Source organism: Ruegeria sp. O4, assembly GCF_056535125.1.
The window spans coordinates 1-24,861 of the sequence record NZ_JBQERO010000018.1 but is presented as its reverse complement, the minus strand read 5'-3'; the positions used below and the strand labels follow the sequence as shown (position 1 = coordinate 24,861).

The window sequence follows — 24,861 nt, the reverse complement described above, 5'->3', positions numbered from 1 at the left end:
CGCCGACAGGGCACGCCGCAGCGCCAACCAAAATCCACGAAAAAAAATCGCTTTGATGTGAGAGTCACACATCCAGAACGGAATCTGGTGGTCGAATCTAACGTTAAAACCGAGCCACCTGACCTTAGAACAGACGACAGGAAGCAAAAAATGGGTACTACTTCAAAACAATCCTCTCCGAAAACCAAAATGACAGGTTCGGCTGCTGCGAGAATTCAGTCGGCAACAGCCAAGTCGCGCGGCGGAAAAGTGTCGACCAAGAGTTTTGCCGCTCGTGCACAGCGCGCAGCCAGCAAACCCATCAAGCGTTAAAAAAACGACAACACCGGGTGGGGAGTTTAACGACCCTCCCGGTCATGCGTTGAGGTGTTTAAACAGATGACAATTTACAGCAAGGACAAGATGATCAACGCCCTCGCTAGAGATCTTCAGCGATTGGGATGGCGTTACCGAAGAGGAAAGAAGCATGGTGTACTGACTGCCCCCAACGGGCGGAGGGTAACCGTGTCGACAACTCCAAGTGACTTTCGATCTTTCCAGAACTTTCGGCGAGATATTCGCCTGGCCTGCTCAGAAAGAGTTCAATATGAATCCCCTTCTGTGCAGAACGCCGGTAAGTGCAGCAGTGATGAGAAATGAACATGAAAAATGACAATCCAACTGCCAGCTCAATTCGTGCCCGTGTAATTCAATCGCTTACAAATGTCGGGCTTTGGCCTGGGGACGACGCGACAAGAAAGTCATTCATTGAATCGGTCAGAAGTCCAGTAGACAAGCACAAGGACCTTTTTCCGAACCGTGTACCGATGAGTGTTTTTGAGAACATCGCGATCCTTAAAATTGCCTTTGGCTTCAATAATACGGGCGTTAAAGACGTTGCCTCCGGAAACACGTCGGTAGTTGAAGGGAAATTGAAAGCGCGGGAGGCAGAAATCACATTTCTGGCCGACGCGTATCAACACGCCAAGTCTCAGTTCCCTAAATTAAGGCAAGCGCTGCAATCCGGTAAGGCTTTTCATGAGATGAGCCTTAAACAAATGATGTCATCGACACATTCCGGGCAGGCGTCAAATACAAGCGCACCTGCGGCCCCACTTCATATCGTTCGGGCTCTCGAAAAGGTTCGATGGAGCGAGGCGTACCAAGAAGGGAACCCCGATGCCATTTGTATTGCGGCCGAGCACTACCTGGCGGCTGGTGCGATGGAAATTGCTGAACCATTGATCCAAGAAGTCTTGGACGTGCATTCCGAACATCCAGGTGGTTGGTTTCAGAAGAGCCGGCTCCTACTTGAGAAATCCAAGCAGGCCGCACGAAAAGCGACGCGCTACAAGGTTATGAGCGAAGATGCGGATGTCCTTAGCGCGGCAGAACGGCATTACGAAGAATTGGCCTTTGATGAAGCTGATGCTTCAAGGAGTCTGGAGGATCAGGCATTTGAAACCTGCATCACGGCTTACAAGCTGCTGCCAGACAACAAGTCTTATGAACAATCGGCCATCAAATGGTCGCGAGACTATGGAACGCTTCGTGAACTCCGCCACAGGATGTTGCTCTTTATAGTTTCCATGGCAGCAAAAAGATGTGATCCCAATGCGTATAACAGTCCGGTTTTTGAACGCGTCCGGGCTCGGTTGGGGCGTGTTAAAAAATACGATCCCAAAACTGGAGGATCCACACCCGACTTGGACAAAATCACCGAATTGTCCGCATTACCGCTGTTTTCTGCGGACACGGATGCACTTGTACTTTCCGCCTACGACGAACTCATGAACAAGTCGCATTGGGGGCATTTTGATAGGACCGCCCTTCGGTTGAACTCGTTGAACTTCTTCCGCCTCCTAGCTCCAAAGCCGGTTTATCACGATGAAGTTGAGAAATTTGTGGAGGATTTGAAGCGCGGAATACCGGAGGATTCATGCCGCTATTTCGGGGTGTTCTCAGACCCGGAATGGCTAACCGGATGGCGAAACACTCTGCATGAACATCTCGACGCCGTGATGAGCCGGCACGAGCAACGGGAACTTGTGCGGGAACTCCATAGAGCATGGGTTACCGACATTGAGAAAAGGCGCGACGACGCGTTGCTGTCGATCTACGATGATGAACTTCGAATAAAATTTGAGGCCAGCGACCCCTTGGGCGCATTCGATGTGGCTGTTCAAGGGGAAAGTGACGGCATCTACAAACGTGACGATGGGCATGGGGCTCTGGTTCTTAGAAGAACCGCGCAGCATGCAGAGCGCGCTGCGGACATAAAGTACAGTTCAAACGCTACAATTAGATGTTTGCTACAGGATCAAAGCCTGCAATCTGTTGCAGAAGAGTATTACGAGCAGCGCCTGGCAGAATCTGATCCTTTAGATGGCCCAGATCCCTTCCCTGAGTATTTGTTTGAGGTCAATTCGGACTAGAATTTTGAATGGTCACACAAAGTAAGCTGTATCTCTTTTGAACTAGCAAATGTGGTGTGACCTAAATCTCTGATCCGGGCAACTCAGGGTGGTTGTTCTTATTTTCCTTGCTCTCGAAAGTTGGGCGCTCTGATCGCAATGGAAATCTACATTCGCTCGAAGAAGTTGCATGTAAACTCACGTCAAGTCAAAGCACCTCCGCCGTAGGTCGAGCTAAAATTTGCCACAAAATTAACAAGTTCCGAAGTGAGAGAAAGGGCTAACTTGGCTAGGTGATGGCATGTCCCAAGACCTTTCCCTGAGTGAGATTTCGATTTTGGTTTGTTTGTTACCTGCCGAAAACCGTACCCGGATCACAAAAGCCTGGTTGTGCTGAATACTGCGCTATTGAAGGACAGGAATTATAATTTTTCCAACTAAAACCATTTCGCATCGTCTCTCGCGAAGGGCTTATGTAAGTTATTGTAGGCAATATATGTTGTGAGAAAATAGTTTCCAATGAATCCAGTTGATCTCCTAATTGCCTCTTCCTGGACGCGCGTTGCATTTACAACCTACGCTTTAAGCCTTTCGTTTTTTGAAGCGGTAATACTAGATGCCTTGGTGCGCGGCCGGGCCTGTGAGGCTTTGATACTCTCTGACCCTGAAGGTATTCGATCTGCCCTGAGCGAAGAGGGCGCGCGCCGTGTCGGTCGTGACTATGAAATCGCACCTGTTGTCCGGCGTGGACCGGGTATTTTTCACCCCAAAGTGAGTGTGCTGGCGCAAAAGGACGACGCGCATTTGCTTATAGGTTCGGGGAACCTCACGTTTTCAGGCTGGGGTGGAAACCTTGAAGTCATTGAGCACCTTCACCCAAGTTTTGCCGCCGAGGCCTTTGATGACGCAGTGGTCTTCTTTGAAGCACTAGCGAGTTCTGATCACGTGGCAACGTCTGCGGGGGAAGCTAGCTATAAGATCGCAGAAGATCTGCGTAAAACAGCAACCGGAGGTCTTCGTGATGGCAGTTACCGCCTACTGCACAGCTTGGACTCGCCAATCGCTGAACAAATCGCGCTTTATGCCGACGACTTAGGAGGGGCGACGCGGATAGCAATCGCTTCCCCCTACTTTGATCTGGACGGGAGGGGACTGTCTAGATTGGCCACCGAGATGGGCTGCGACAATATCCAACTTCACTCACACCCAGCGGGGAGCGTTTGGGGCAGTTCGGCATCCGCTTGGCCCTTTGACGCAATAGAGGATTGGAAAGCGATCAGCGTTCAGCATATGGCTGGTGATGAGCGACGGCTTCACGGTAAAGCAATCGAAATTGTCTGTCGTCGAGGGCGGCTTCTTCTTTCAGGCAGTGCAAACGCCACTGAAGCTGGATTGTTTGGAGGCAACGTTGAAGCCAGCGTACTTCGCGTACAGAGGCTTGCAAAGTCATACTGGCAAACATCTCCTAGCGTGCGCCCCACGCCTTGGCCGGTGGAAGACAGTGAGGTGGATATCGTCGAAGCAAACGGAGTAGGCATCCTGGCAGCGAAGCTAGATGGCGATGTTATTGTTGGCCGTGTTTTGACGAATGTAACTGCTGGCAAAACTGAAGCCCATGTCCAGGATCCACAGGGTACCGAAGAAATTGGTGAGGCCCATGTAGACGAAAATGGGCATTTCCGCATCAAGGTTAGCGGTGTCGAATTTGAGTCGGTTCGAACCGGGCGGCTTATTCTTCGATTAATTCAAGGCCCAAAGGTGTGGGAGGGTTTTTTATCAGTCACGGTTGCGTTGGAACTGGTTCGCCGCGCTGGTCCTATGGCTGCCAAACTAATGGCGGTACTAACGAGTACCGATACTCCCGCCGATGTTGCTGCAATTCTTGCTTGGTTTAACGAAGATCCTAAGCGATTACCCAATACAACAACAAAAGGCTTCGGCGGACAATCGACCGAGGACGCTTCTCCAAGTGCAACTTTTATTTCTGCCTGCGACCTTAGACCTGAGGCCGCAACTGCAAGCAATTCAAGAGAGATTCAGGACTTAGGCCCGACCCTTGCCTGGCAGAGGGCAATGGACTTACTTCGCGCCTCATTCGCTCAAAATCGTGGACCATGGCCAAACGGCGATGTCACCGACGAAGATAGCGAGGAAGTGGATACAGCAGCGCGTTCCAAACAAATTTTGCGAGACAATAAGAGCAAAGAAAAATCGCTAAAATACTTTAACGAGCTTCTTGAAAAGATGCTCGATCCTGCCTTCGAAGGACGAAATGCTCCAGTTGCTTTGTCGCTGGCTCATTTTCTCACAGCACGTATCCAACCTGAACCGTCGGCAGTTCAGTCTTGGATGCGGAGTATCCTGAATCAGATTGTTGCTGTGGAAGGCCCAGAGGCGGACATGATCCTTGCCTCGGCTCTTCTTTATCATGACCATTCTCATCGAGGCTCTGGTGAGAAAGCTGCGCGACGCTACTTACTCAAATTAGGGTTGACCCCCGACAGTCTAACCGTCGATCCATCTTGCATTTCCGCCTTTATCGATGTCTTGAACCCTAAAATCGATCTCATTGCGGAGCTCTCGAAAGTGCGCAATGCCAAAACGATGGGTGAGCAGCTTCGTGATTACATAGCCGCAGTTACCGCATGTGGTCCAAAAAATGGGTTCGACAGCCTAAAAGCTTCTAAGTATTGGCCACAGCTACAGAGCGCAATTGACGACCCGGCCCATTTTTCCAAGTTCACTATCCTTGAAGCGCCAACTGACCTCTGCCCGCGCAAGCATATCCTCTTACCCGCAACAGCTCGCCATGAGTTACGCACCGAAGGTGTCACTTGCTGCGATTGCTGCGCTCATATCATACTCAACAGGGATTGCTAGGAATGCCATCGCTTGAGGACCTACTCGAAGAGACACGCCAACAGGCGGAGTGTCGCGTCGTGGCGCCATCCAAAACAAAACCTGGTGGTGTTGACCCTCTTGGTCTGCGTCAGATCAACTTTGACCTTATGGATCGCGTGCTTCCAGATCTTAACAACGTGGCACGGCATATCCGCCCCTACATTATCATGGCTTGGGCTTGGAGGCGCGTCAGGACTATCGTCGAAAAAGAAGACAAAATGGGTGCGATGGACGCGGAGATGCGGGACTTCGTAGACCGCATTGAAGCGATCTACGCTTGGTCGCAATTTCTTAATGACCCTGAGGCCGACATTCCGGGGCGGCAAGCCATGCAGACCCTGATATCGGAAAAAAGCTACTATTTTGGTGGCAAGGAATGGGAAGAGAGAAGGAATATGCGCCGTTACTCCACAGGCTTCATTTCTCCCCTGAACTACGGCCCTAGTCTCCGTACACTTGGATGGCTAATCCCTGTGGAAAAAGGATCTGGGGTGTTTCAACCCAACCCGAATTTGGATTCACTTCTCGACAAGTTTGAAAGCGCCTTTCGCAATGAACTCGGACACAGTGCATTTAGCAAATTGGGCGCGGTTAAAGTCAGAAGAAAAGATGCCCATCGCTGGGGAGCGCTTTGGAGTATGAACAATCCTTCAAAAATCGAGCGGAAAACGATGTTTCGCCGGTTGGGTGGCAATGAGGCAAACAATATTCGGCGTAAAGGGATTGCGCTGCTGGCTGCGGCATATTCGGATCTCGGGAAAACCGACCCATCGCCAGAGGAACTTCGCACGCGCATGGCGGATTTGCCCGTTGCGTGGAAATCTACGTCTAGCAGGCCAGAAATTTCGGATGAATGGCGTACACTCCAGGTGCGCCAACTTTTCCGCCTTGCGTTGGAAAGCCTATTTTTCTGGATTATTGGTGTTCTATTTTACGGGCCAATGAGAAGTGCACAAATCGCAGAGGCATTTATTGGCGCACTTGAGCCGACTGAGGAGCTTCCGAGAACTGCCAGTGACTGGGTACAGTCCGTGAGTTCGGGCACGAACCCCGTTGACCTGATACGTCAAATACAAGTCGAGTTGCACAGAAAACCTCGCGACGACAAGCAGCTCTGTAACATTATCCTGTGTGCCTTGGTTTTCTGCTTAAAAGAAGCGCCTAACCAATCCTACGACTTCGAAAGCGCCGACAGGCTTCCACTGTGTCGTGCGAAGCGAGACGCAGACGCGTGGAAAGATTTAACACCATCTGGGTTTCTGACCCGAGTTATTGAGGTCTGGATCCTAGCTCAACATTCGTATTGGTCAGTAGGACGCGGACTTGCGGATGCAAGGTCGCGCGGAAAACGAATTCTACGACTAAAGGTTGTGATGGATGAAGGTGGATGGACTCTTACCCCAGGCACGACAAAACAGGGAAATCCACCCGAACCGACACCAGATCGACTTGAGACAGCGCTAAGCTTGTTGAGCGAGTGCGATAAGCTGAAGTGAAATGAATTTCGTTCACGATACTGCCCTGCAATAGTTGCTGATGCATCGGAGGCTCGACAGCTAAATTAGTCATAGTTTCTTGCGCGAAGGGAGCAGCAGTTTTGATGGTCTGTGTAGCCCAACAGGGAACCCAACGACAGCTGTTTCCGAAGCGCCGCCACGTGGCCGGATTTTACATTTTACTCCGTCGTTGAAACGGAATTCCGTCGAAACGCGGAAGTGCCATACAGGGATTGCCGTGCTTTAGTTGGGTCGCTGCCGCACGACTAACTCTAAACGTCTAGAACATGTTCTGTGTCAGGCACTGGGTACGGGTGGGTTTGGAATAGGCTCCATCCTGTCCGACACCGACTTCTTTCGACGGCGGCGCAACAGGTAAGATCTAGGTGTATTTTAGTCAGCCGTTTTTTGTCGTAGAGGCGGCCAACCCCAATTTCACTAGCTCTCGGATCGCCTTGGTTCGCGCACGAATTTTATGGTCGAACCCCCAATCGTCAATCGCATCGATTTCATCCTGAGGCAGGTAGATATGCAGTCTAACGTTTTTCTCTTTTTCAACGTCGTCGGTCATATGATTCTCCTTGCCCTCAAAATGGGTATAGATGCGCTTTGTGTCAATTGTGCTATTGACACACAGTTAAATTTTTGGCACAAAAGTCCCACTAGACACAATCATGATTGGAGACGCCATGATCCAGATTGCAAAGGAAATCTATCACCAACTGCACGTTGCAGCAGTCATCATTCATGTCTCGCTGGTATTCAGTGAGATGTATCACCTGATCCCGCACGCTTGATCGAGGTCGTGATGTTTTTGTTTAATTTCATTCTGATACACCGGCCAAATCCGGCCTCGATCATGGGATGCTCGATGCGGGAAACCTGGGTCTGATCAGCCGTTTCCGAATTACACTAGACGGTCGCGGCGACTGTTCCTGCTTTACGTTTTCTAAAAAACTCAACTTCAGAGACTTCGTCTTCAAATCTTCCGCAGACACCCAAAGATTACACAAGAAGTCGCGCTCAGCGATTCTAACAGCACCGACCATGTTTGGATCACCCGAACCATTCTGTTCCATCAATTCCAGTTTTCCCTTGTAGATACAGGCGCCTTGTTCCGTGTGAGCATGGAATTGTAGGAAGACCTCCGCCTGGCGGCCTGGAAAAATTTCAATGTCGGCGACCGTGATCAAATGCTGATCATCAAGCTCCAAAACGCCAAGAAATACAGGCGCACCCGGTCGACCAAACAAGACCGATTTGTACAGTGTGACGCGAGCAATTTCTTCCATCCAAAATCTCCCTGGTGTTGGAAATCAGATTGTCGACTGCTCGCAAAGAACAAGCACCGTGTGCCAGAACGGCGCCGTCTTTGTGCCTTGCAAGCGGCCTGACACATTCTTTTGCAACCGGTTTTAGCCAGTCGTGCTGCAAGCCGGATTTGAGCAGAGGAGTTTTACAAATTGAAGAGAACAGCAATAAGGAAGCAGACGGAGATGATAGGTCTGCGGGTCGATCAGGGTCTATTCAGCGCAATTAGGGAACGCGCGGCCAACCAAGGTATTTCGACAACATCCTGCGCCCGGCTACTGATCGCTGAAGCACTTGGGTACAATGCGGATCTGCCTCTGGAGCGCGCCAGGCGAAGACGATCCAAGAAGCCGGTTCAATCTGAGCTGAAGAATGCAGTTCAGTTTTTGGCGCTCCTCATCGACATCAGCACGGACTTGAGATCGGTGGTGCGCAGGTTCGGAGAAATGTCTGCATGCGGAGAATTCTCCGCAGCGGAGTTGAGAAGCACCAAGAGTTTAATACAGAAAACACACGGTAGTCTGGCCGAAATCCGCGCTCATCTGTTGGAGCGGGTTCAATGATCATCAAATCGACGAGAGTGCCAGCTGGTCGAGCCAGGCAGATAGCGAACTATCTTTCCGATCAAAAAGACAACGAAAGAGTGTCCTGGTTGCGAGGGTGCCCCCACGACATTTTGACCATGGGCGAGATCTCCAAGCTGGCCGGCAAAGCGTTTGCGGTTCGGCATTTCACCGTGTCACCAGGTGCGAAGATGACAACCGGTGATCTGGCGCTCGTGATCTGTGAACTCTGCCGTGAGTTCAGCATCCCAAAGACTTCCGCAAATCGAATAGCAGTTGTTCAACACGACAAGCCGCGTGCATCCGGGTCGGGAAATGAACAGCACTGGCATCTGGCCGTACCGGAAGTACATGCTGAAACACTGCAAACTCTCGATAGCTCTTTTTTCAAGATACGGAACGAAAAGGTGTCTAGGGTTTGTGAAATCAGGTTGGAACACCCAGTGGTTCCTGGCAGGTTCAATCGCAAAGTGTTTCGAGAGCTTCAAAAGGCCCGCCCGGAATTGGACTTGGCGATGTTTGAGGCTGCGTTAAGGTGGGCCGCAGTTAAATCAATGATGAAGGAAGACGACTGGCTGAACTACCGCGCGGTGGCTGCCTTCTCGAACAATCATCATAGATCGTTGGAACGCAAGTTGGATCAGGTGACCGGCAAAACCTGTTTGGATGTACGTGCCGCAAAGCTCCCTGCGATCCGGGCGCATGTCGGTAAAGTGGCGGACGAACGGCCTGCGGATGCGCTCTTGTTAGAACTGCGCAGGCAAGGCTTTGAAATTAGGCGCGGGCAGAAAGGGCAGCCGGTGATCTTCGGCAAGAATGTGTACCTCGGCGGACTAGAGCGAATGTCCGGCAGTTACAAACCACCTTTTGGGTCATCCGCTCCAACCCAGTATTCGATTGAAAACGCAGTAGTCAGCAACAAGCATTGACTTCCTCCAGCATCACATTGGAAGCCGCAAGAACCTGCCTAGAAAGCCTGTACATCCGACGGTGATTGCGTCACGTCCTGTTTGCACGAGACTTTCGTGGAAGCCTCGGGATCGTGCCGACCGACCGTTGGAGTCAGAATAGCTTCCAAATCCTTCGGACCCAATTGCCGGTGCTCCATCAAGGCCGTTGCCACGACCGTGACCTCCTTTCTGCTCTTTAGAATAGCGGTCTTTGCTGTCTTCTCTGCTCGTTCCAGTCGAAGAGCTACCTTGTGGGTAAATTCGGGCTCGGTGAACAGCGAATTCAATTCATTGATCTCAACGGGGCGCCAAAGCAGTCGCTGCGCACCAAACCCAAATTGGTTTTCCATCTGAACGGCAAGCAGAGTTGCTTTCGCCAGATCGCTGCCTTCATCCCCACCAGCCCCAGTCGAGACGGAATTCAGAAAGACACGTTCCGCAATACGGCCCGCCAGAGCGGTTGAAATCAGTGCTTCCAGCTCTGACGCGGTTGGGTAATTCCCTTTAGCATGGAATTCAACAGACCCGCCTTGAGAACCGATTTCTGCTCGAATGGGGACGCCCTGTCCGAGAGCATGACCAACGATTGCATGTCCTGCTTCGTGAATGGCCGCCCTTCGCAGATCCTCAGGAAGCGGAGCCGGAGCAAAAAGCCAAGCCGCTGTTAGGAGGTCTTGGTCGGTTAACTCTCGCTTCTGGCCTCGCGCCAGACTCTTGGCCTGGCGCACAACGGCGGCGGCATCGGCACCGGTGCATCCGACCAAATGAGCGGAAACCTCATGTAACGTTTGGTTGGACACAGCAGCACCGACATGGCCGTCCAGGATTTCAGCGAACACCGCCTTATCTGGAAGCTTCATTTCAACTTTCAGATCGAACCGCCCGGATCGGATCAATGCAGAATCGAGCTTGTCAAAGCTGTTGCACGCTCCAACAACCAGAACGCCCTCTGTCGAACGAACCCCATCGAGCTTCTCAAGAAGCGCATTTACCGCGGCGCGGGTGTAGTCGGCATTGTCACCCGCAGCTGTTTCGCGATCTGTAAAACTGTCGATTTCGTCAATGAAAAGCAAGCTGGGAGCGTTGTCGCGAGCTTCATCAAAGGACTTGGCCATGGCATTTAGAAAGTCCCCCAGATGCCCATGTTTCTGCCAGTCCGCGTAGCTGGTAGCAATAAAGTGAAAACCTGTCTGCTCAGCAAGCTTGCTGGCTGTGAACGTTTTGCCGGTTCCCGGAGGGCCAAAAAGCAAGGTGCCCCGAGGGATCTCTGACCACTCTACATCACCAGCAGCCCAAGTTGTCATGTCGGCGGCAAGCTGCTCCAGCAGGATGCGGGAGTCACCTAAGCCTTTGACGTCTTTGAGAGCATCAGGGTTGGCAACTGATAGTTCTTTTCCCGAAGATTTCTCGATTGCAGAAACAACATGGGCAAAATCCAGCTGGCGCGCTGCCAGAGCCAAGCTGTCCGGTTTTGCACGCGCAAGAAAACCAGTGTCAGACGACGCAGGTTGATTCAAGATTTCGGGCCGCCGTTCCTTTCGACCATGCAAAATCTCATGCAGTCTGCGGACCATGGGCCAAGTCAACGACGCCAGGGACTTCCAATTGGTAGCGGCTTCCTTCGCCACATCCGGCAATGAATCCGAACGGTCGGTAACGAAAATGACTGGTTCCCGTTTCGCCAATCGTTCCTCTACTTCCCGTGCAAACTCATCACGTGCGGCGCGTCTTTTGGCAATCGATGGAACCTCGTGAGACACCGCCTGAATTTTTGGCAAGTACTTATGTTTGCTGCGGATTGCCGGTAACAGACCGCTGTTTAGTGCCTTCCGTGTTGAGAAAACCCAGGCTAGGTCCTCGGTTTCAATCACCGTCACCGCGAAAGGTTGGTAAACAGATTCCACAAGTTCGCCCGGAGCGCGGGGGAGTGTTGCAAACAACCGCACCAGCGCTGCTACCGAAGCTACGTCATACTGGCCAGAAATAGACTGCCAGATGGAACAGGGACCTTCTTCCTTATCGTCGGAATTCGTGACCTCCAGCCAACCAGTATTCTCGTCCAAGTATTCCAAGGCACTGGCGAAGATTTCGTTAAATTCTGGGAAGGCGGCGGTAGGGTTCTGTTTTTGACAGGCCATTAAGTGTCCTTTTCGACATCAATCTGAATACAACTGGGAAGGCACCACAGAACGCGGCGCCAAATGGATCAGTTGCGCAATATCGAGTTCGCCACAGCGAACTGTTCATACTCAGATTTCAATGTCGAAAAGCACATGAATTGTATTCCTCTCGGACGAAGCAACTTAAGGATGCGACTGCCGAAGGTCAAGGTAAAGCGCCGTCACGCGCAGGTAATGGTAATTTCAGCGACCCGCTGGATATTGGTAGACGGTCATTTCAAGCCGCCTTATCTTGGTGAGATTGGGTCCATTCAGCACGCAACTCATCAAACACATCTTTGTCGAGGAAGGACTGGATGCTGTGCCGGGTGGTCAGCACGTAACGAATGGCTTCAACTGCACACTCCGCATGTTTTGCATCAAATGACATCAGGCAGCTGGGGTCAAACGGATACCATGCTGGCTCCACGCAAAACATCAACACATCCCGAGCTACAATCCCGGAGTTCTGTTTGTGACGAGTGGCCAAACTGGCCAAAGTTTCAATGGCGGTAGCAAGTGTTGCTCGATCTTCAGTCATTTTTTGTTCTCTCTTTTGACTACGTCAGCAAGCTACCAAAAGATGTTTAAACTGAAGTTTCATCGAAACGAGCGACTTCTCTACTTGTCCTGTTCTTAAGGTCCGAAGGTTTTCGTTGGATTCTGCAATACTCAAGTTTTTTGTTTGTCAGGCGGGACGACCACGATGGCCAACTATTTGATTGCCGCATATTCGCCGAAACGGTCATGACCACGGCGAGCAACAATCGAAATGCACCCAATGCAGCTGATCGCAAACCTGATTGCCGTTCGGTGTCCGGGCGCTGATTGAATAAACTAGTCAGCACCCGGTTATTTGGAAGTCAACGAGTTCCTTTTGTTCCCAATATCTCTTTATGCAAAGCACGTTTGAAGAGATCTTTGGAACGCGGGCACTTGGCGTAGGCAATTGGGAGCATGCGATTTTGAACGTCTTGAGAGACTGACCTCGAAGCTAAAATCGCATCAGCGGCTATTCTCCAGAACCGTGACGAAAGGCTAGAAAACCTGATTCCAACCACTTCATTTGTTCGCATTTCCGTAGAAATTATGGTTAGGAGCCAAGTCTCCTCGTGTGTCAAAGAGTTGACATTTGCCAGGGCGTTCGCGATCCGCCGTTGATCTGCGGGCGCTTCCAAACCTAGCGCATAAGGGCACTCAAAGTACCCCTGGTCATTTTTGACAACAAAAATCGGAAGAACATAGCCATCAATCTTGATAGGTGTAATGGCAATTCGGGTTTTTCCTGTCCGCAGCGAGCTGATTTCCGTAGAGGTCAGATCTCTTGCGCTATAGAGAATTGTCGCTCGCAAGTTCTCATGGTCATCGCTGGCTAAATGCAGTTTGCCCCCTTCCTGTTGAAAGGGCGCGAAAGGTGGTTTCTTACTCAGTGCAATTTCGATCATTTTGGTTCCTTTGCCTGATATCGTGTTTTGAAGCCTCCACCGTGTCGAGAATGAAGGCAGGGCGTGCCATCAACAAAAGTCCATGGCATTGGGTTGATTTCAGTTTGCGGTTGTCGTTTTTCCTCCTGAGGCGAATTGCGAAGTGGCGCAGCCTGATTTCACTGGGCAAAAGAAGGACCTGCGATGAACATTTGTTCATCACCTGTTGAAACCTTAGTTTTTGCTGGTGGATCGGGGGGACTGCGCCTAGTCGTTAGGGCGCGGCTTCGAATTCGCTCTCAATTCGTTTTGCCAGCCGGCGTACTTCCAACTCGTCTGTCTCGAAGAGCTTGGCTACATGGCGCAGGCTGCGCCCATGCATCATTTCAGAGTAAGGGTAGGAACGTGAGGGTTCTCGAATTCCGACACAGCATGCAACTCGCTCTTCATCCGAAAGGTAAAATCGGCCACCGTTGTCAAAATCCCCTTCCGGGTGCGAAATGCGACGTTTTCGCTTTAGATACTCTTTGGCGGCAGCCACCACGTTGTCAGGCTCCTCGATCTGAGTGCCCGAAAGCAGCTTCTCGAATACCTGATTATACTTATCGTCCGTCATTTGATCTCCTTTGATGCAGGTGAGATCACTAAGTGTGCAAACGAGCGAGCGAGTCAATAAGCTAACCTTTTGTTATTTATTGTACTTTTCAAGGATAGCGAGCGAGACTATTCTTGCTCTGACAGGTGTTTTTCAAGAATGGCTGGCGGACCAATCCTTACTTCTCAAGAATAGGTCACCCCCCTATTCTTGAAATCGCCACGAGTTACCAAGGATTGGCGGCTCTAATTAAACTCAGAAATACAACATTTTCTGACTAAAGAATTGGTTAGACGTGTTGCCGCCCCGCAACGCTTTGAGTGCGAGGCATCCTGCTCGTAAGAACTGGAAGAAATCCTTCCTCTACCAGGAATTGCTTTTTTAAGGCTATCTCGGCGGTGAGAGATTCGATTAAAACGTATTTAAACAAGTTCAATCAGTGCATCGATGGTCAGGGCTGTGCCGGTGCCAACACCGATATCTCCCAGAATTCTCTTGGCTTCATCCTTGTCCAGCGATCCGCGCATGAGGAGTTGACGCGCTGAGATAGCGGCACTGACAGCGACCGATGCGCCCAGTGATTCAACAGCTAGCTCGGCCTCTGTTTCGCCAGCAAGGTTTTCTAAAGTGCCCGAAACCTCATCAGTCAGAGTTTCGTTGGAGAAACCAGAACTCAGTGATTTGTCGCCGAGCCTGCGCGCAACTTCATCAGTCACAAGCGCTTCAATCTCCGGATAACGGTCCATGTGGCGCTCGAATTCAGAATAGCTCTGGATAGCCTTCAACTGAATTTCTTCAACAACCTCACCGCCCTGTGTGAGGATTATGTCAGCACCCGGATGGTTAACTTCCCCGAAGAGTTCGGCCGTGACGCCATCGCCATCACCGTTTTCAGCGGCAACAAACAGCATCTCATGATACACGCCCTTTACCGCATTGGTCAGCCCAAGAAGCTGGGCTTCTGACATCGGCGCCAGGTAGTCGGAGATTTCCTCAAGGGAGGCATCTTGGAGAGAGGGGACTTGGCGCTTTAGAGCGGCGACCACCATTTCTTGCTGTGAATCCAGTGATTTCGTGAGCTGGCCCGTCAAGGCAATGAGCGTGCCGGCCACGACCATGGCGGGTGAACGGTCCAGATCGATGATGATTTTGGGGCGTTTCGTCATGTCCAATAGTCCGTAAGTACCCGCAGCCTTCGGGTTTCGTCGGTAAGCTTGTTCCGGTGGCGGGAGGTAAGTGTCTTCGGGAAGCCCCGTTGTGCGGTGACTTTCAAGTGCGTGGTCAGCTGCTGTAGGAGGTCGTCTAGAAAAGCTGTTTTGACCGCGGATTTTTCTTTGTCCTTTAAGGTGCAGAAAACCCCATCCGCTCTGCGGATGCCCTTACGGAATGCCGTTATTGCCAGAACAATTTGAGCTTCAAAACCTTCCAAATCATCGAATGTGCGCGTCTTGCCCAAAAGCATCCGCTTCCCGTAGATGCCTGCTGCAATACCTGCCCCAATTCCGCCGCTGGTAAGGATTAGACCGCCTGCGGCCATGCCCCCACCTACGATGCCGCCAATAGCTGCTAGAGTAGCGGAGTTCGCGGCGGCCCCAGAAAGGGAGGCAATCGCGGTTCCTGTTGAAGCGGTTCCAAGAGTGCTGACAAGGCCGGTGATGCTTCCTACTGCTGCGGCGCCACCAGCCGTGTTGAGAGCGGCACCCGTTGCTATACGCGTCCCGCGGCTGGTTTGTTGGAAGATAGCTTCAAGAATACTTACCAGGATTTCGTCCAGATCGACCAAGTCGGGCCCGCTCTTGATTTTGGTCGAACGCTGGGCGGCGTCACCATTTGAATCTGAGAGCTCTTGGTCTCGAACGGTAGTATTCACCGCCTTCATATCTTTTTCCACTCAATAGTCGCTTTTCCCTTCTTTTTGGGGAGATCTTTCCGGTCGACAAGCTTGTGGGATAACTCGAAGTCTTCATTTATCCTGACCACGAGAAGTTTGCTGAAGTTCCCATCCATGTTGATGACAACCTCATCTTTGTTCTTGAAAGGTGTGATCGTCTTAACTTCTACGAAGTCATTACCCATGCGACCGTCAGAGCCTTGGGCATAATTCTTGTGGAGCTCTAGACCATAAGTAATAGCGCCATAGAGCTCCCCGATATCCCCGTAGACCTGAAGGTGGTTTCCGGTAACGTGGTAGTACTCAGCTGCAATATCCAGCAGTTGCTCAAAGATAGGCACCAGAGAGAGCTTTGCATTTGGGTACTTGGCCCGCCATTCTTTGCACTGAATCTGCCAGTTGATTTCGTCCCAGCTTATCCACTCACCATCGCCTAACCAAAGTGCGTTGTGTGGACCGAGTTCATTGTTGGTATTCAACCCATGACACTCCTAGGTTGTTTTGTATTTGACTTAGGGAACTGCTCTTCTCCCGATCCTCCACCCCGAACCGGTGACTTGCCTAGCTTCATAGTAGTTTAAGCTGTCGGTATGCCTGATTTCGATGGTTTCCCCAGGCTCTGCAATTTCGAAGGAATCCGAAGTCGCTATGATCTCGTCCATTGTCCCATTCAACTCGTAAGTAACCGAGATTCTGAGTTTTTTGTCAGTCAAATTTTTGACTTTGTACTGCCATTCGTATTCAACTTCCGATCTTGGCTTATTCCAGAGATCCCAAAAGGACGCGATTTTTGGAGTTTCAGTGGTGATCCGAATGCCCTTGAATGAATCGGATATGTATTCCAAAGGAGGATCTGCCTTATCATCTTCATCCCAAGCTATCCCGGAGAAAGTGGAACTATTGCTGCCTCCAAAACTGGTCGGGATACCCCTGTAGAGCTCAGGGTGAACATTGGTGTACCCAAGAAAGAGGACCATAAGCGGGACCATAGAAAACCCGACACCATACCAAATTGGGTGATACCTGCGCATCTCTAACCTTTTCGTAAATTGGAAATATCGTTTTTTTTGTTTGGTTGGCGGAACCCTACGCACCTTCGCCATGTCTGCAAATTTTAAGCCTGAGCATGGTGATGGCCTGGAAAGGAACGTCTTCCGGATTCAAGAACCCATCGCTCACAATCCAATGGGAGCGTTCTGGTTCCGGGCAATTCACGTGCAGTATACCGTAGAAATCTCCTCGCTTTCCCTCTCCACGGACGAAGACTTCTCGGATACTCCCATCTGGATAGATGCTATCCGCTGGGGTGGCGCTCCAGCCCTGCGAATAGGGCGGTGGCAGATCATGTGTGTCATCATAAAGAAAGATGGTTTCGGCCGCGCTAGATGAAGCAGCGAGAGCCAATGCCGCTGAGAGGGCTAACTTTTTCATTGTGTTCAGTTTGTCTGCATTACTTTTGGTAGAGGTAATCTCTTCAAGATTGTGGCGGCGTCAAGGCATATCAGAATGATACCAGAGAAAAAGGAATGGGGTGCGAAGTGATGCGCCGCATGATTAGTCCAGGTAGTCCAGTGCCGCCGATTGCCAATCATTGCGGGCGACGCTCTACTTGTCCACACGTATGGGCAGATCACCTCTGTAAGGCTACTTATCAATCCCAAAACATGAATGAAGGATGTAACAAAAGGTAGAAATAAGAAATGTGAAATTCTGGTTATAGTGGTATTGGCTTTGGGAGGGCTTCGTCCTAACGTGCCTCCAAACCAAGATAATTCACTATCGATTAGGTTCGCCGTCAAGCATGAAGAACGAACGATTCAACCTAAAAGCAAACCCCTTTTACGTTCTAAAAGCAAACTACGAAGCCGACCACGCGTACATTTCTGAGCTTGCCGACGACGCTGTTTTCGAAGAAATCTTTAATGCCGAAGAGATACATCGTGCGCAGCAAAGTCTAGTCACGCCAAAACTTAGGCTTGTTGAAGAACTCTCCTGGCTTCCCGAATTAAGCGATGCCCAGGTCGCAAGTCTCGTCGCGCAATTGGCAACCGATGAAGTCAGCGGCCTTGCGGATGTCATTACTCACCTGCCGGAACTGGCGAAAGCGAATATTCTGGCACATCTGTCAGGTATGCTTCCTGTAGAGCAATCGCTCGTTCACTCGCTGATCGCAACTTGGGATGAAATTGATCCTTCCCATATTATTCGTGTCATCAATGAGGGTAGACGAGTATCAGGCTTTCCCGCTGTTAACGACCCGCAATTGCGGTCCGCCTTAAAAGAACTCGAAATTAAGCACTCCGAAACAGTCGCGGCAAGTATTTGGAGTAGTTCCAGACCTGGCGCCTTGATGGAGACGATTGTTGAGACTGGACTCTGTGAGCATCCATCCAGCGTATTCTTAGAGCACTTGGTTCGCAGCTACGACAGCCGAAGCGAGCCCGACTTGGCTCACATAAACGCTCAAATTGACCGTCACATTGAACAGGCCAAGGGCGTGGACAGAGACCTCCAAAAGAATGTGAGGGCGATCTCTGAACTTCTAGTTGCTTGGGACGAAATCAATCAACCCGTTCAAGTATATGAACAGCACCAAGGGCATGAAGAGGGGCGATCCAAGCGCGTCTATGAAAATGTAAGGGCGCTTTGTCTTGATCTCGCCAACACCCATGGAAAATACAGCGAAGCTCGGCTTCTTTCGGAAGCACTGTTGCGGACTTTCCCTGAGCTGGAATCAGTTGCCGAAGTGCTTAAAGGTGACGTCGAGCAACTTGAGGCCCTCGACGTTCAGAAGCGCATGAGCGAACTTCTTGCGCCGTTGGCAGACGCTTGTGAAGTTGCCAAGGCGGATAAGCAGTTTAAAAAACTTATCAAGCGAAACGGGTTTACAGCTGCGCGGCGGGGCGGGTCTCTTTCGCGATTGGTAACGGAATTTGAGCAATCCATCATTAACGTGAAAGACCCTTCGGTTGCTTACTTGATGGTCCGGGATATAGCCCTTTTCATTAACAATGATCGTGACGACCCAGAAACTGCCTTCCGTCTAATTGATGGCCTGCTATCTCACGAAGGAACTGCTCCTCCTGAAGACATACAAAAGAAATTGAAGGACGACCGAGCCACTCTTCATCGGAACTGGAAAATGATGGAGCTCGATAGAAAATCAGGTGACCTTTCCGGTATGTTACTGATTCTAAATGAGATGTTGGAATTTGCCGAAGGAAGCAGCCGTGCTGAAATTCTTCAAATTAAACAGAAAATTGAAAGAAAGAAGCGGCGAGCCAGAATCGAATGGGGAATCTACGCGACTATTGCAGTGGTTGTAGGTGTTTTAGCTTTAAACGGCGCATTTTTTTCCTCATCAAGCAAATCCAGCTTTGCACCTGCGACAAGCGTCGAAACCACAAGATCATCTTCGGCAACAAAAAGTCGTTCCGCAACAAATGCTTTCGTCGAAGAAAAGCCGCCTGCTGGGAGTGGGCGCACTCTCACCAAGTCTCAGGTAAGATACTGCACGTTTCAAGGGGATCGCTTGGATTTCATGAGATCCTTGTCAATGACAAACTATCAAATCGACCGCTTCAACCAGTTGATCAACGACTACAACTTAAGATGTTCGAGCTTTCGGTACCGGTCCGGAGTTCTTTCTTCTGTGCAACGTGAAGCCGCATCCAGATCAGACATACTGCAAGCTGAAGCGAGAAGGATCGTTTCGTCATGGTAGGGTACAATGGGGATCGCTTCCCTGCCGAAGCAGTCGCACTTATGTGCGTCGAATACTGGAAACTGACCCAGGTCTCTAAAAAGGCGATTGAGCAACTACCTGATGGGCAGGGCAGAAAACTAGCTGGCCAAGTGAAATACTCCCAACGCCAATTGGCAACACTGCTTGATCAGCTTGGGCTCAGGTTAATCGAGTTTGATGGCGAGGAGTTTCACACAGGGATGTCGGCTTCAGCGGACAATGCCGAAGATTTCGACGACGGGGTGTCTCTCATCGTCACCAAAACTCTAGAACCAACCATCATGGAAAACATGAAAGTCGTTCGCACTGGCCGCGTGCTAGTCGAACCCGAAATAGTCACAAAGGAATAGACGCTTGTATCTTGGTATTGATCTTGGAACGTCCAACTCAGCAGTTGTTGGGGATGTGAATGGCGATCTTCGGCTCTTTAAAGCTTCAGATGGTTCGGATGTATTGCCGAGTGTCATCTATCTGGACAAGCGAGGGCATCGGTTTGTTGGAAAATCTGCACAAGATCGAATTCTTAGCGCCCCAAAGAATGTAGCATCTGGATTTAAGCGCTTAATGGGGACCAATAGCCCAGTGCGTCTCGGCGATGAAGAATGGACACCGGTAGAGTGCAGCGCTGAAATCATTAGATCATTGGTAGGACAAGCAGTTACAGAATCTGGAACTAGTGAAGTCCAAGGGGCGGTAATAACAATACCCGCTGCATTCAATCAGATGCAAAGTGAGGCAACAATAAGTGCTGCACGACAAGCCGGGCTAGAAAAAGTTAGTCTTCTACAAGAGCCTGTCGCCGCTGCATTGGCTTCCATTGCCAACAGCAAACAAAAAGACGGTGTCTTTCTCGTATACGATCTAGGCGGCGGAACTTTCGATCTAGCGTTGGTTTTAAGCACAGCTGGCTCAGTAAACGTCGTTGCGCACGAAGGCATCAACATGCTTGGAGGTCGAGATTTCGACCGCATCATCTTTGACAACATTGTGCGTCCCTGGCTTATCGAGCACTTCAGTTTACCGACAGACTTTCAGAAAGACGGTAATTACAGCCATCTCTCAACTGTGTGTCGCCACGCAGTGGAAAAAGCAAAGATTCAGTTGTCAGCGTCTTTGACAGCATCGATTTTCGCTTCTGAAGACGAGGTCCGAGCAAAAGATCTTCATGGAGAAGAGATTTACATATCAATTGACCTGTCCCGTGATGACATGGTCGCATTGATAGAAGATCGGATCGAAGACTCTATTGAGTTGTGTCGTAAGATAATCTCCGAGAACGGATACAACAATGAGGACATCTCTCGGATAGTCCCAATAGGTGGTCCTTCCAAGATGCCGATCATACGCGAGATGCTTCAGTCGCAACTCGCTATAGAAGTGGAAAGTGGCCTTGATCCAATGACCGCAGTTGCCAGAGGTGCAGCAATTTTCGCAGAAAGTCGCGAATGGGAGGGAGGAAAATCAACGCGGAAGCCAGCCCAAAGCAGAGAAAAACTCTCCGGTTCTGTGTCGCTTTCACTCGACTACAAATCCAGGGTTTCTGACAAGTCGACCAAAATACGTATTAAACCAGCATCCGAAGACCTCAGCGGATACGAAGTTGAAATACTGGACGAACAGGGTGGCTCATCAGGTCGAATCCCAGTTAGCGGACCTCTCAGCATTAGCCTGGCAGTACGAACAATCGGGACGAACAAGTTTAAGGTAATGATCTTCGATCCAACTGGTCGAGTCGATGAAGAAGCGTCGAAGGAAATATCGATCATAAGAACTGAAGCAAGCGCCGCCAGTATCCCCATGACCTACACACTGGCAGTAAAAACGCAAACAGGGATGGTCGGTTACGAACGCAATCAGCTTGTGCCCATCCTAAAAAAGGGAACATCGCTTCCCGCTGAAGGGCAGCAGAGATTTCGGTCAGGGAAAACTTTGGTTGGCGGAGAAGACGATTTTTTAGCGTTCGAGTTTTACGAAATGGCGGATGGAGTTGACAGCCCTGAACACAACTTGCACATCGGCAACTTTCGTCTGAACAGTTTGGAAGAATTGGAGCGGGGTCAACGCATTAACAGAGGCGACGACATAATCATTGATTGGAAGATGAGTGATAATGGTACTCTGAACTTCTCGGTCGAGCTACCGACGATGGGCAGCGTAATCGATGTGAACAATCTATATTTGGCTAAAGACGGCCATATCAATTTTGATGGTCAGCAAGGAGCAGACGTCGCCAATACTTTGCTGTCGCGCGCAGAGAATGACCTGAATGAACTGGACAACATTGTTGACGGTAGCGCCGACGCCAGCGGTAGGCTTCGAAAACGCATTGAGCGTCAGCATGAAGCACTCTCGACCTCAGTCGATGCCGACACTCATAGGTCAGTTGCCGAGGAGGCTCGGAAACTACGTCAAGAGATTGCGCTCCTCCGCATTTCTCCAGAGAACGAGGAGCGGGTTCTCGATAGGGAAGTAGACAGTGCTGAGATTAGATTTGATGAGCTACGTGACATTGCTCAGCCCGTGGATGTGGAGCGCCACGACAAACTGCTCGTCACGACACGTCGGTCAATTCGAGAAGGAAACTACAATGCAGCACGACGGTCTCTGGATGAAATGCAGAGCATTCGTTTTAAAGTTCTTTCCGAAAGCCCCGACTTCTTAGTCGAAATGTTCAAGGTCTTAGCGGATGAAAGGTCGCTAGCAGTCGATTCAGAGCTACATGATCTACATATTTCAGAGGGGGTAGACGCCGCAAAAAGTGGTGACGTTGCCCAGCTCCGATTTGTGATTGGGAAAATGTTCGGGAACAGGGTGTCGACTGGTGGGGACGCGACGGAGATCGTTGAGCTGGCCCACCTGCTTGGAGGCTAAACGCTGCCAACGTTGGTTTGGTTGGGCACACCTAACACCAAGGATGCTCACTCCACTACTTGTTTACATAGGTCGGGTTGCAAACTGCGGCATTATTCATTTGCCGAGCCTCGGATCCGAGAGTATGTATTACTTAAGACGTCACGAGAATTCTCTACGATAGTCTACCAAAAGAGGGCCCCGACGCGGCAACGTCGAGGCCCTTGTTTTTTTGGGAAACGGGCGGGGTGAAACTGGGCGTCCAGTCCGCCCCGCCCTCACTCAGGTCTTACCGACCATTCGTGATAATCGCGATCCAGATGGCGACCAGTATTTGGACGACCATCAGGATCACTGTCACGAGATCCGTCATACGCATCTCCACGGATCGGAGCGTTGGATTTACTCTCACTCGGCAAAGCAAGAGCAGACTCACATCCTTGAGTCAGGTGCGCCAGGATCGCCCTGAAAAACCGTGCAGCTCGCGGATGTTGACCCGCTGAGCAGTGTCTACCTGTACTGCTCATGACCCCTACTATATCTCGTCGGAAAGCTAACCGGAACCGCTATATGTGCGCCTATTTGCATATCTTTTCTCTTTCGGTTGCTTAACTGACGCTATATGGTTGCGCGCCACAAAGCACACGGTGATTCATTCACGGATTTTTATTCTGACCAGCTGATCTCAGCTCATTCTCGAAGGCTATGCCTGCGGGTCAGTCCTAATCATGGAAGATGACTGGCGCCAGTACCGGCCGATCAGCGCCATCCCCACGCACACAGCGACTTCGGGCATATGGCAGCAGGCCCTCGTTGCCTTCGGTTCCGTCCAGGCGGGCTATTGGCTCCTGACCGTCGATATATTTCTGGGCCACAAACCCTATGACATCATAGATCGCAAACACGGGCCCGAGTTGATCTGGGATTATCTGAACGAGATCACTGCAACGAAAGATCTGTTTGAAATCGGCCTTAAAGAGATCGAGGATTGGGATTTCTGGCCACTCAAGGATCTAAAAACCTCTGAATTCTGATGAACCCACATCTGCAACACGTCCCTGCCCCTTATGGCATTACCTCAGCCCGACCAATCACCCCATACGACCGGTTGGCCTTTGAGGCTCTCTGTCGTACTTGTCGCGTGATCAAGGCAATAGGGACTCGTTGTGAAAACTGAGCGCAGAATTATTACTCAACGGTTGGCCTCCCAAAAGAAACAAGGCCCGAAGAAATCCAAAAAATCCGTTCAATTGGATGACGGTCATACCCTGCACAACGTATTCGAGGATCAGGCTGAAGCATTTAGCGAGCGCCTGAAGGTGTTTCTGAAGGTGAACCCAAACGTTCGATATGTGGATGCGGTTATCTCTGTGGCTCCCAACCAGGAGGCCCGGCGCTTGTTCCACTCGAAGGATGGCAAGAACTGGAAGATGGTCGACCTGCGCAACTATGGCACCGAGCGTTTTAGTTCTCGTTTGGTTGCTCGGGGGGCACTGGAACTGGACGGGATGGATGACTTCCCGACCGAAATCGGAATGCTTGGGCTGAAATTTCGTCAGGAAGGCGGTCGGACACTAGTAGATCTGGATGAAGATAATCGTCGGCGGTCAAGAAGCTACTTGGCAATCGAAGATCTACTTGGTCGCCGTGAATCTGAACCCACGGCAACATTCGATAAATGGGTCGAAGAGCGCGCCCGAACAGTTCGGGATATTGTAGCCGAAGAATACGTTGGAGGCCCTGGAAGCGAAGAGGCCAGACGCGGCCGGGAGAAGTCCCTGGTAACCATCGAGCGAACCATAGACGCCTTGCGAGCTAACTACAGCCCGACACGCTTCAAAAGCGATGTGACCCATAAAAGCACCAACGAGCAAGTCCGGGCTGCGCTCCAGGAACACTTCATCAAGCAAAAGTACCCGTTCCTGACGGATGTAAATATTGTTCAATACTCGATTTCTGGTTTGCCAAAGGCGAGGGCACGGAAGCAGGCCCGAAAACTCTGGGCCGATGTTGTAGGCCGTCCGCATGATGCACGGTTCGACAGTATCTACGGCGATATTCTGAGGTTTTCGAAGGGACACAAGCTCTTCGGGGATAGAGACTACCAAAAACTCGAAGAGATGCTCTCTGAGGCGCTCTCGGTCGGTATCTCGCTGGTTTCGCTGCGGGGCCTTCTGTTTGTGCGCAACGAAAACACCTGGCGCCCGGTTCGGGTGCACCCGGATGTCGATTCAGAAGCTGTTTGGGAGCAGGGCAAAGTGGTTTCAAACAACTACGGGCGCCTGATCATTCCGCCTCATATTCGGGATGGGGAGCTTGTGGATGGATACACTCGCAACGGCCCAGGAGAAGGTCGCTCGGCACTTCGGGATGAACCTCTCATCATGAAGTGCAAAGAGCTTCAGGTGGAGGATACAAACTTAGCGTGGGTGCATAGCTTCCATGAATGGGTATTCGAAAACGACTTGTCCCCTGAAAACATCAGTGCAACATGGACCTGTCCCGTTTTTGTGCCGCCCCAAGTGCTCGTTTAAGCCACTTTCCTTTCGAATGCGACGGGGCTTTTCCAGCCCAATGCTGAGT

At 50.7% G+C, this 24,861-nt stretch carries 20 protein-coding genes; 10 read left to right on the top strand and 10 right to left on the bottom strand.

Going from position 1 to position 24,861, the window contains the following annotated elements; genetic code table 11:
- Window positions 1–641 precede the first annotated feature (641 nt).
- From ACR0J7_RS16685 to ACR0J7_RS16675, 3 genes are all read left to right on the top strand, one after another.
- The gene (locus ACR0J7_RS16685) at window positions 642–2,414 is read left to right on the top strand and encodes a hypothetical protein (RefSeq protein WP_480914997.1); all 1,773 of its coding nucleotides are present in this window, start codon (window positions 642–644) and stop codon (window positions 2,412–2,414) included.
- A 498-nt stretch (window positions 2,415–2,912) separates the two neighbouring features.
- Complete coding sequence (locus ACR0J7_RS16680; RefSeq protein WP_480914995.1) at window positions 2,913–5,273, top strand: hypothetical protein; 2,361 nt, start codon at window positions 2,913–2,915, stop codon at window positions 5,271–5,273.
- Between the two features lie 59 nt (window positions 5,274–5,332).
- Window positions 5,333–6,790 (top strand): hypothetical protein, encoded by a 1,458-nt coding sequence (locus ACR0J7_RS16675; RefSeq protein ID WP_480914993.1) that lies wholly within the window; start codon window positions 5,333–5,335, stop codon window positions 6,788–6,790.
- Window positions 6,791–7,187: 397 nt separating this feature from the next.
- Here the strand turns inward: ACR0J7_RS16675 and ACR0J7_RS16670 are convergent, their stop codons facing one another.
- Both ACR0J7_RS16670 and ACR0J7_RS16665 read right to left on the bottom strand, forming a co-directional pair.
- Window positions 7,188–7,361 carry a hypothetical protein gene (locus tag ACR0J7_RS16670; RefSeq protein WP_170558597.1) on the bottom strand — a complete coding sequence of 58 codons (174 nt, stop codon included), beginning with the start codon at window positions 7,359–7,361 and terminating at the stop codon, window positions 7,188–7,190.
- Window positions 7,362–7,647: 286 nt separating this feature from the next.
- The gene (locus ACR0J7_RS16665; protein WP_480914991.1) at window positions 7,648–8,082 is read right to left on the bottom strand and encodes a hypothetical protein; all 435 of its coding nucleotides are present in this window, start codon (window positions 8,080–8,082) and stop codon (window positions 7,648–7,650) included.
- Between the two features lie 171 nt (window positions 8,083–8,253).
- Here ACR0J7_RS16665 and ACR0J7_RS16660 point away from each other — a divergent pair, with 171 nt between their 5' ends.
- Entirely contained in the window at window positions 8,254–8,664 is a 411-nt protein-coding gene (locus ACR0J7_RS16660; RefSeq protein WP_480914989.1) for a hypothetical protein, read from the top strand.
- Entirely contained in the window at window positions 8,661–9,593 is a 933-nt protein-coding gene (locus ACR0J7_RS16655; RefSeq protein WP_480914987.1) for a hypothetical protein, read from the top strand. The genes ACR0J7_RS16660 and ACR0J7_RS16655 overlap by 4 nt, the downstream gene beginning before the upstream one ends.
- Before the next feature lie 38 nt (window positions 9,594–9,631).
- On the opposite strand, the gene ACR0J7_RS16650 is transcribed toward ACR0J7_RS16655, so the two are convergent.
- From ACR0J7_RS16650 to ACR0J7_RS16615, 8 genes are all read right to left on the bottom strand, one after another.
- Window positions 9,632–11,752: an AAA family ATPase gene (locus ACR0J7_RS16650; RefSeq protein WP_480914985.1), complete on the bottom strand. Its 2,121-nt coding sequence runs from the start codon at window positions 11,750–11,752 to the stop codon at window positions 9,632–9,634.
- Between the two features lie 259 nt (window positions 11,753–12,011).
- Complete coding sequence (locus ACR0J7_RS16645) at window positions 12,012–12,314, bottom strand: hypothetical protein (protein ID WP_480914983.1); 303 nt, start codon at window positions 12,312–12,314, stop codon at window positions 12,012–12,014.
- 322 nt (window positions 12,315–12,636) lie between these two features.
- Window positions 12,637–13,218, bottom strand: a complete 582-nt coding sequence (locus ACR0J7_RS16640; RefSeq protein ID WP_480914982.1) for a hypothetical protein — start codon at window positions 13,216–13,218, stop codon at window positions 12,637–12,639.
- Between the two features lie 253 nt (window positions 13,219–13,471).
- Entirely contained in the window at window positions 13,472–13,813 is a 342-nt protein-coding gene (locus ACR0J7_RS16635; RefSeq protein WP_480914980.1) for a hypothetical protein, read from the bottom strand.
- A 401-nt stretch (window positions 13,814–14,214) separates the two neighbouring features.
- The gene (locus ACR0J7_RS16630) at window positions 14,215–14,958 is read right to left on the bottom strand and encodes a hypothetical protein (RefSeq protein WP_480914978.1); all 744 of its coding nucleotides are present in this window, start codon (window positions 14,956–14,958) and stop codon (window positions 14,215–14,217) included.
- Complete coding sequence (locus tag ACR0J7_RS16625; RefSeq protein ID WP_480914976.1) at window positions 14,955–15,683, bottom strand: hypothetical protein; 729 nt, start codon at window positions 15,681–15,683, stop codon at window positions 14,955–14,957. Before ACR0J7_RS16625 ends, ACR0J7_RS16630 begins: the two co-directional genes overlap by 4 nt.
- Window positions 15,668–16,162 (bottom strand): hypothetical protein, encoded by a 495-nt coding sequence (locus ACR0J7_RS16620; protein WP_480914974.1) that lies wholly within the window; start codon window positions 16,160–16,162, stop codon window positions 15,668–15,670. The genes ACR0J7_RS16625 and ACR0J7_RS16620 overlap by 16 nt, the downstream gene beginning before the upstream one ends.
- Window positions 16,163–16,195: 33 nt before the next feature.
- Window positions 16,196–16,786 (bottom strand): hypothetical protein, encoded by a 591-nt coding sequence (locus ACR0J7_RS16615; protein WP_480914972.1) that lies wholly within the window; start codon window positions 16,784–16,786, stop codon window positions 16,196–16,198.
- Window positions 16,787–17,484: 698 nt separating this feature from the next.
- Between ACR0J7_RS16615 and ACR0J7_RS16610 the strand changes: the two genes are divergently transcribed.
- The 5 genes from ACR0J7_RS16610 (at window position 17,485) to ACR0J7_RS16590 (ending at window position 24,812) form a co-directional block, all read left to right on the top strand.
- Window positions 17,485–19,407: a hypothetical protein gene (locus ACR0J7_RS16610; protein ID WP_480914970.1), complete on the top strand. Its 1,923-nt coding sequence runs from the start codon at window positions 17,485–17,487 to the stop codon at window positions 19,405–19,407.
- Window positions 19,401–19,778 carry a hypothetical protein gene (locus ACR0J7_RS16605; protein ID WP_480914969.1) on the top strand — a complete coding sequence of 126 codons (378 nt, stop codon included), beginning with the start codon at window positions 19,401–19,403 and terminating at the stop codon, window positions 19,776–19,778. The genes ACR0J7_RS16610 and ACR0J7_RS16605 overlap by 7 nt, the downstream gene beginning before the upstream one ends.
- Window positions 19,779–19,782: 4 nt before the next feature.
- On the top strand, window positions 19,783–22,299 hold the full coding sequence (locus tag ACR0J7_RS16600) for an Hsp70 family protein (protein WP_480914967.1): 2,517 nt from the start codon (window positions 19,783–19,785) through the stop codon (window positions 22,297–22,299).
- A 707-nt stretch (window positions 22,300–23,006) separates the two neighbouring features.
- The gene (locus ACR0J7_RS16595) at window positions 23,007–23,312 is read left to right on the top strand and encodes a hypothetical protein (RefSeq protein WP_480914964.1); all 306 of its coding nucleotides are present in this window, start codon (window positions 23,007–23,009) and stop codon (window positions 23,310–23,312) included.
- 132 nt (window positions 23,313–23,444) lie between these two features.
- The gene (locus tag ACR0J7_RS16590) at window positions 23,445–24,812 is read left to right on the top strand and encodes a hypothetical protein (RefSeq protein ID WP_480914962.1); all 1,368 of its coding nucleotides are present in this window, start codon (window positions 23,445–23,447) and stop codon (window positions 24,810–24,812) included.
- The last annotated feature ends 49 nt before the right edge of the window (window positions 24,813–24,861 follow it).

Excerpts from the sequence above, each read along its gene's own strand:
- ACR0J7_RS16685 (WP_480914997.1), top strand. The coding sequence starts at position 642 with ATGAAAAATGACAATCCAACTGCCAGCTCAATTCGTGCCCGTGTAATT.
- ACR0J7_RS16650 (WP_480914985.1), bottom strand. The coding sequence starts at position 11,752 with ATGGCCTGTCAAAAACAGAACCCTACCGCCGCCTTCCCAGAATTTAAC.
- ACR0J7_RS16665 (WP_480914991.1), bottom strand. The coding sequence starts at position 8,082 with ATGGAAGAAATTGCTCGCGTCACACTGTACAAATCGGTCTTGTTTGGT.
- ACR0J7_RS16595 (WP_480914964.1), top strand. The coding sequence starts at position 23,007 with ATGGAAGATGACTGGCGCCAGTACCGGCCGATCAGCGCCATCCCCACG.
- ACR0J7_RS16670 (WP_170558597.1), bottom strand. The coding sequence starts at position 7,361 with ATGACCGACGACGTTGAAAAAGAGAAAAACGTTAGACTGCATATCTAC.
- ACR0J7_RS16680 (WP_480914995.1), top strand. The coding sequence starts at position 2,913 with ATGAATCCAGTTGATCTCCTAATTGCCTCTTCCTGGACGCGCGTTGCA.
- ACR0J7_RS16640 (WP_480914982.1), bottom strand. The coding sequence starts at position 13,218 with ATGATCGAAATTGCACTGAGTAAGAAACCACCTTTCGCGCCCTTTCAA.
- ACR0J7_RS16630 (WP_480914978.1), bottom strand. The coding sequence starts at position 14,958 with ATGACGAAACGCCCCAAAATCATCATCGATCTGGACCGTTCACCCGCC.
- ACR0J7_RS16615 (WP_480914972.1), bottom strand. The coding sequence starts at position 16,786 with ATGGCGAAGGTGCGTAGGGTTCCGCCAACCAAACAAAAAAAACGATAT.
- ACR0J7_RS16645 (WP_480914983.1), bottom strand. The coding sequence starts at position 12,314 with ATGACTGAAGATCGAGCAACACTTGCTACCGCCATTGAAACTTTGGCC.
- ACR0J7_RS16655 (WP_480914987.1), top strand. The coding sequence starts at position 8,661 with ATGATCATCAAATCGACGAGAGTGCCAGCTGGTCGAGCCAGGCAGATA.
- ACR0J7_RS16610 (WP_480914970.1), top strand. The coding sequence starts at position 17,485 with ATGAAGAACGAACGATTCAACCTAAAAGCAAACCCCTTTTACGTTCTA.
- ACR0J7_RS16635 (WP_480914980.1), bottom strand. The coding sequence starts at position 13,813 with ATGACGGACGATAAGTATAATCAGGTATTCGAGAAGCTGCTTTCGGGC.
- ACR0J7_RS16605 (WP_480914969.1), top strand. The coding sequence starts at position 19,401 with ATGGTAGGGTACAATGGGGATCGCTTCCCTGCCGAAGCAGTCGCACTT.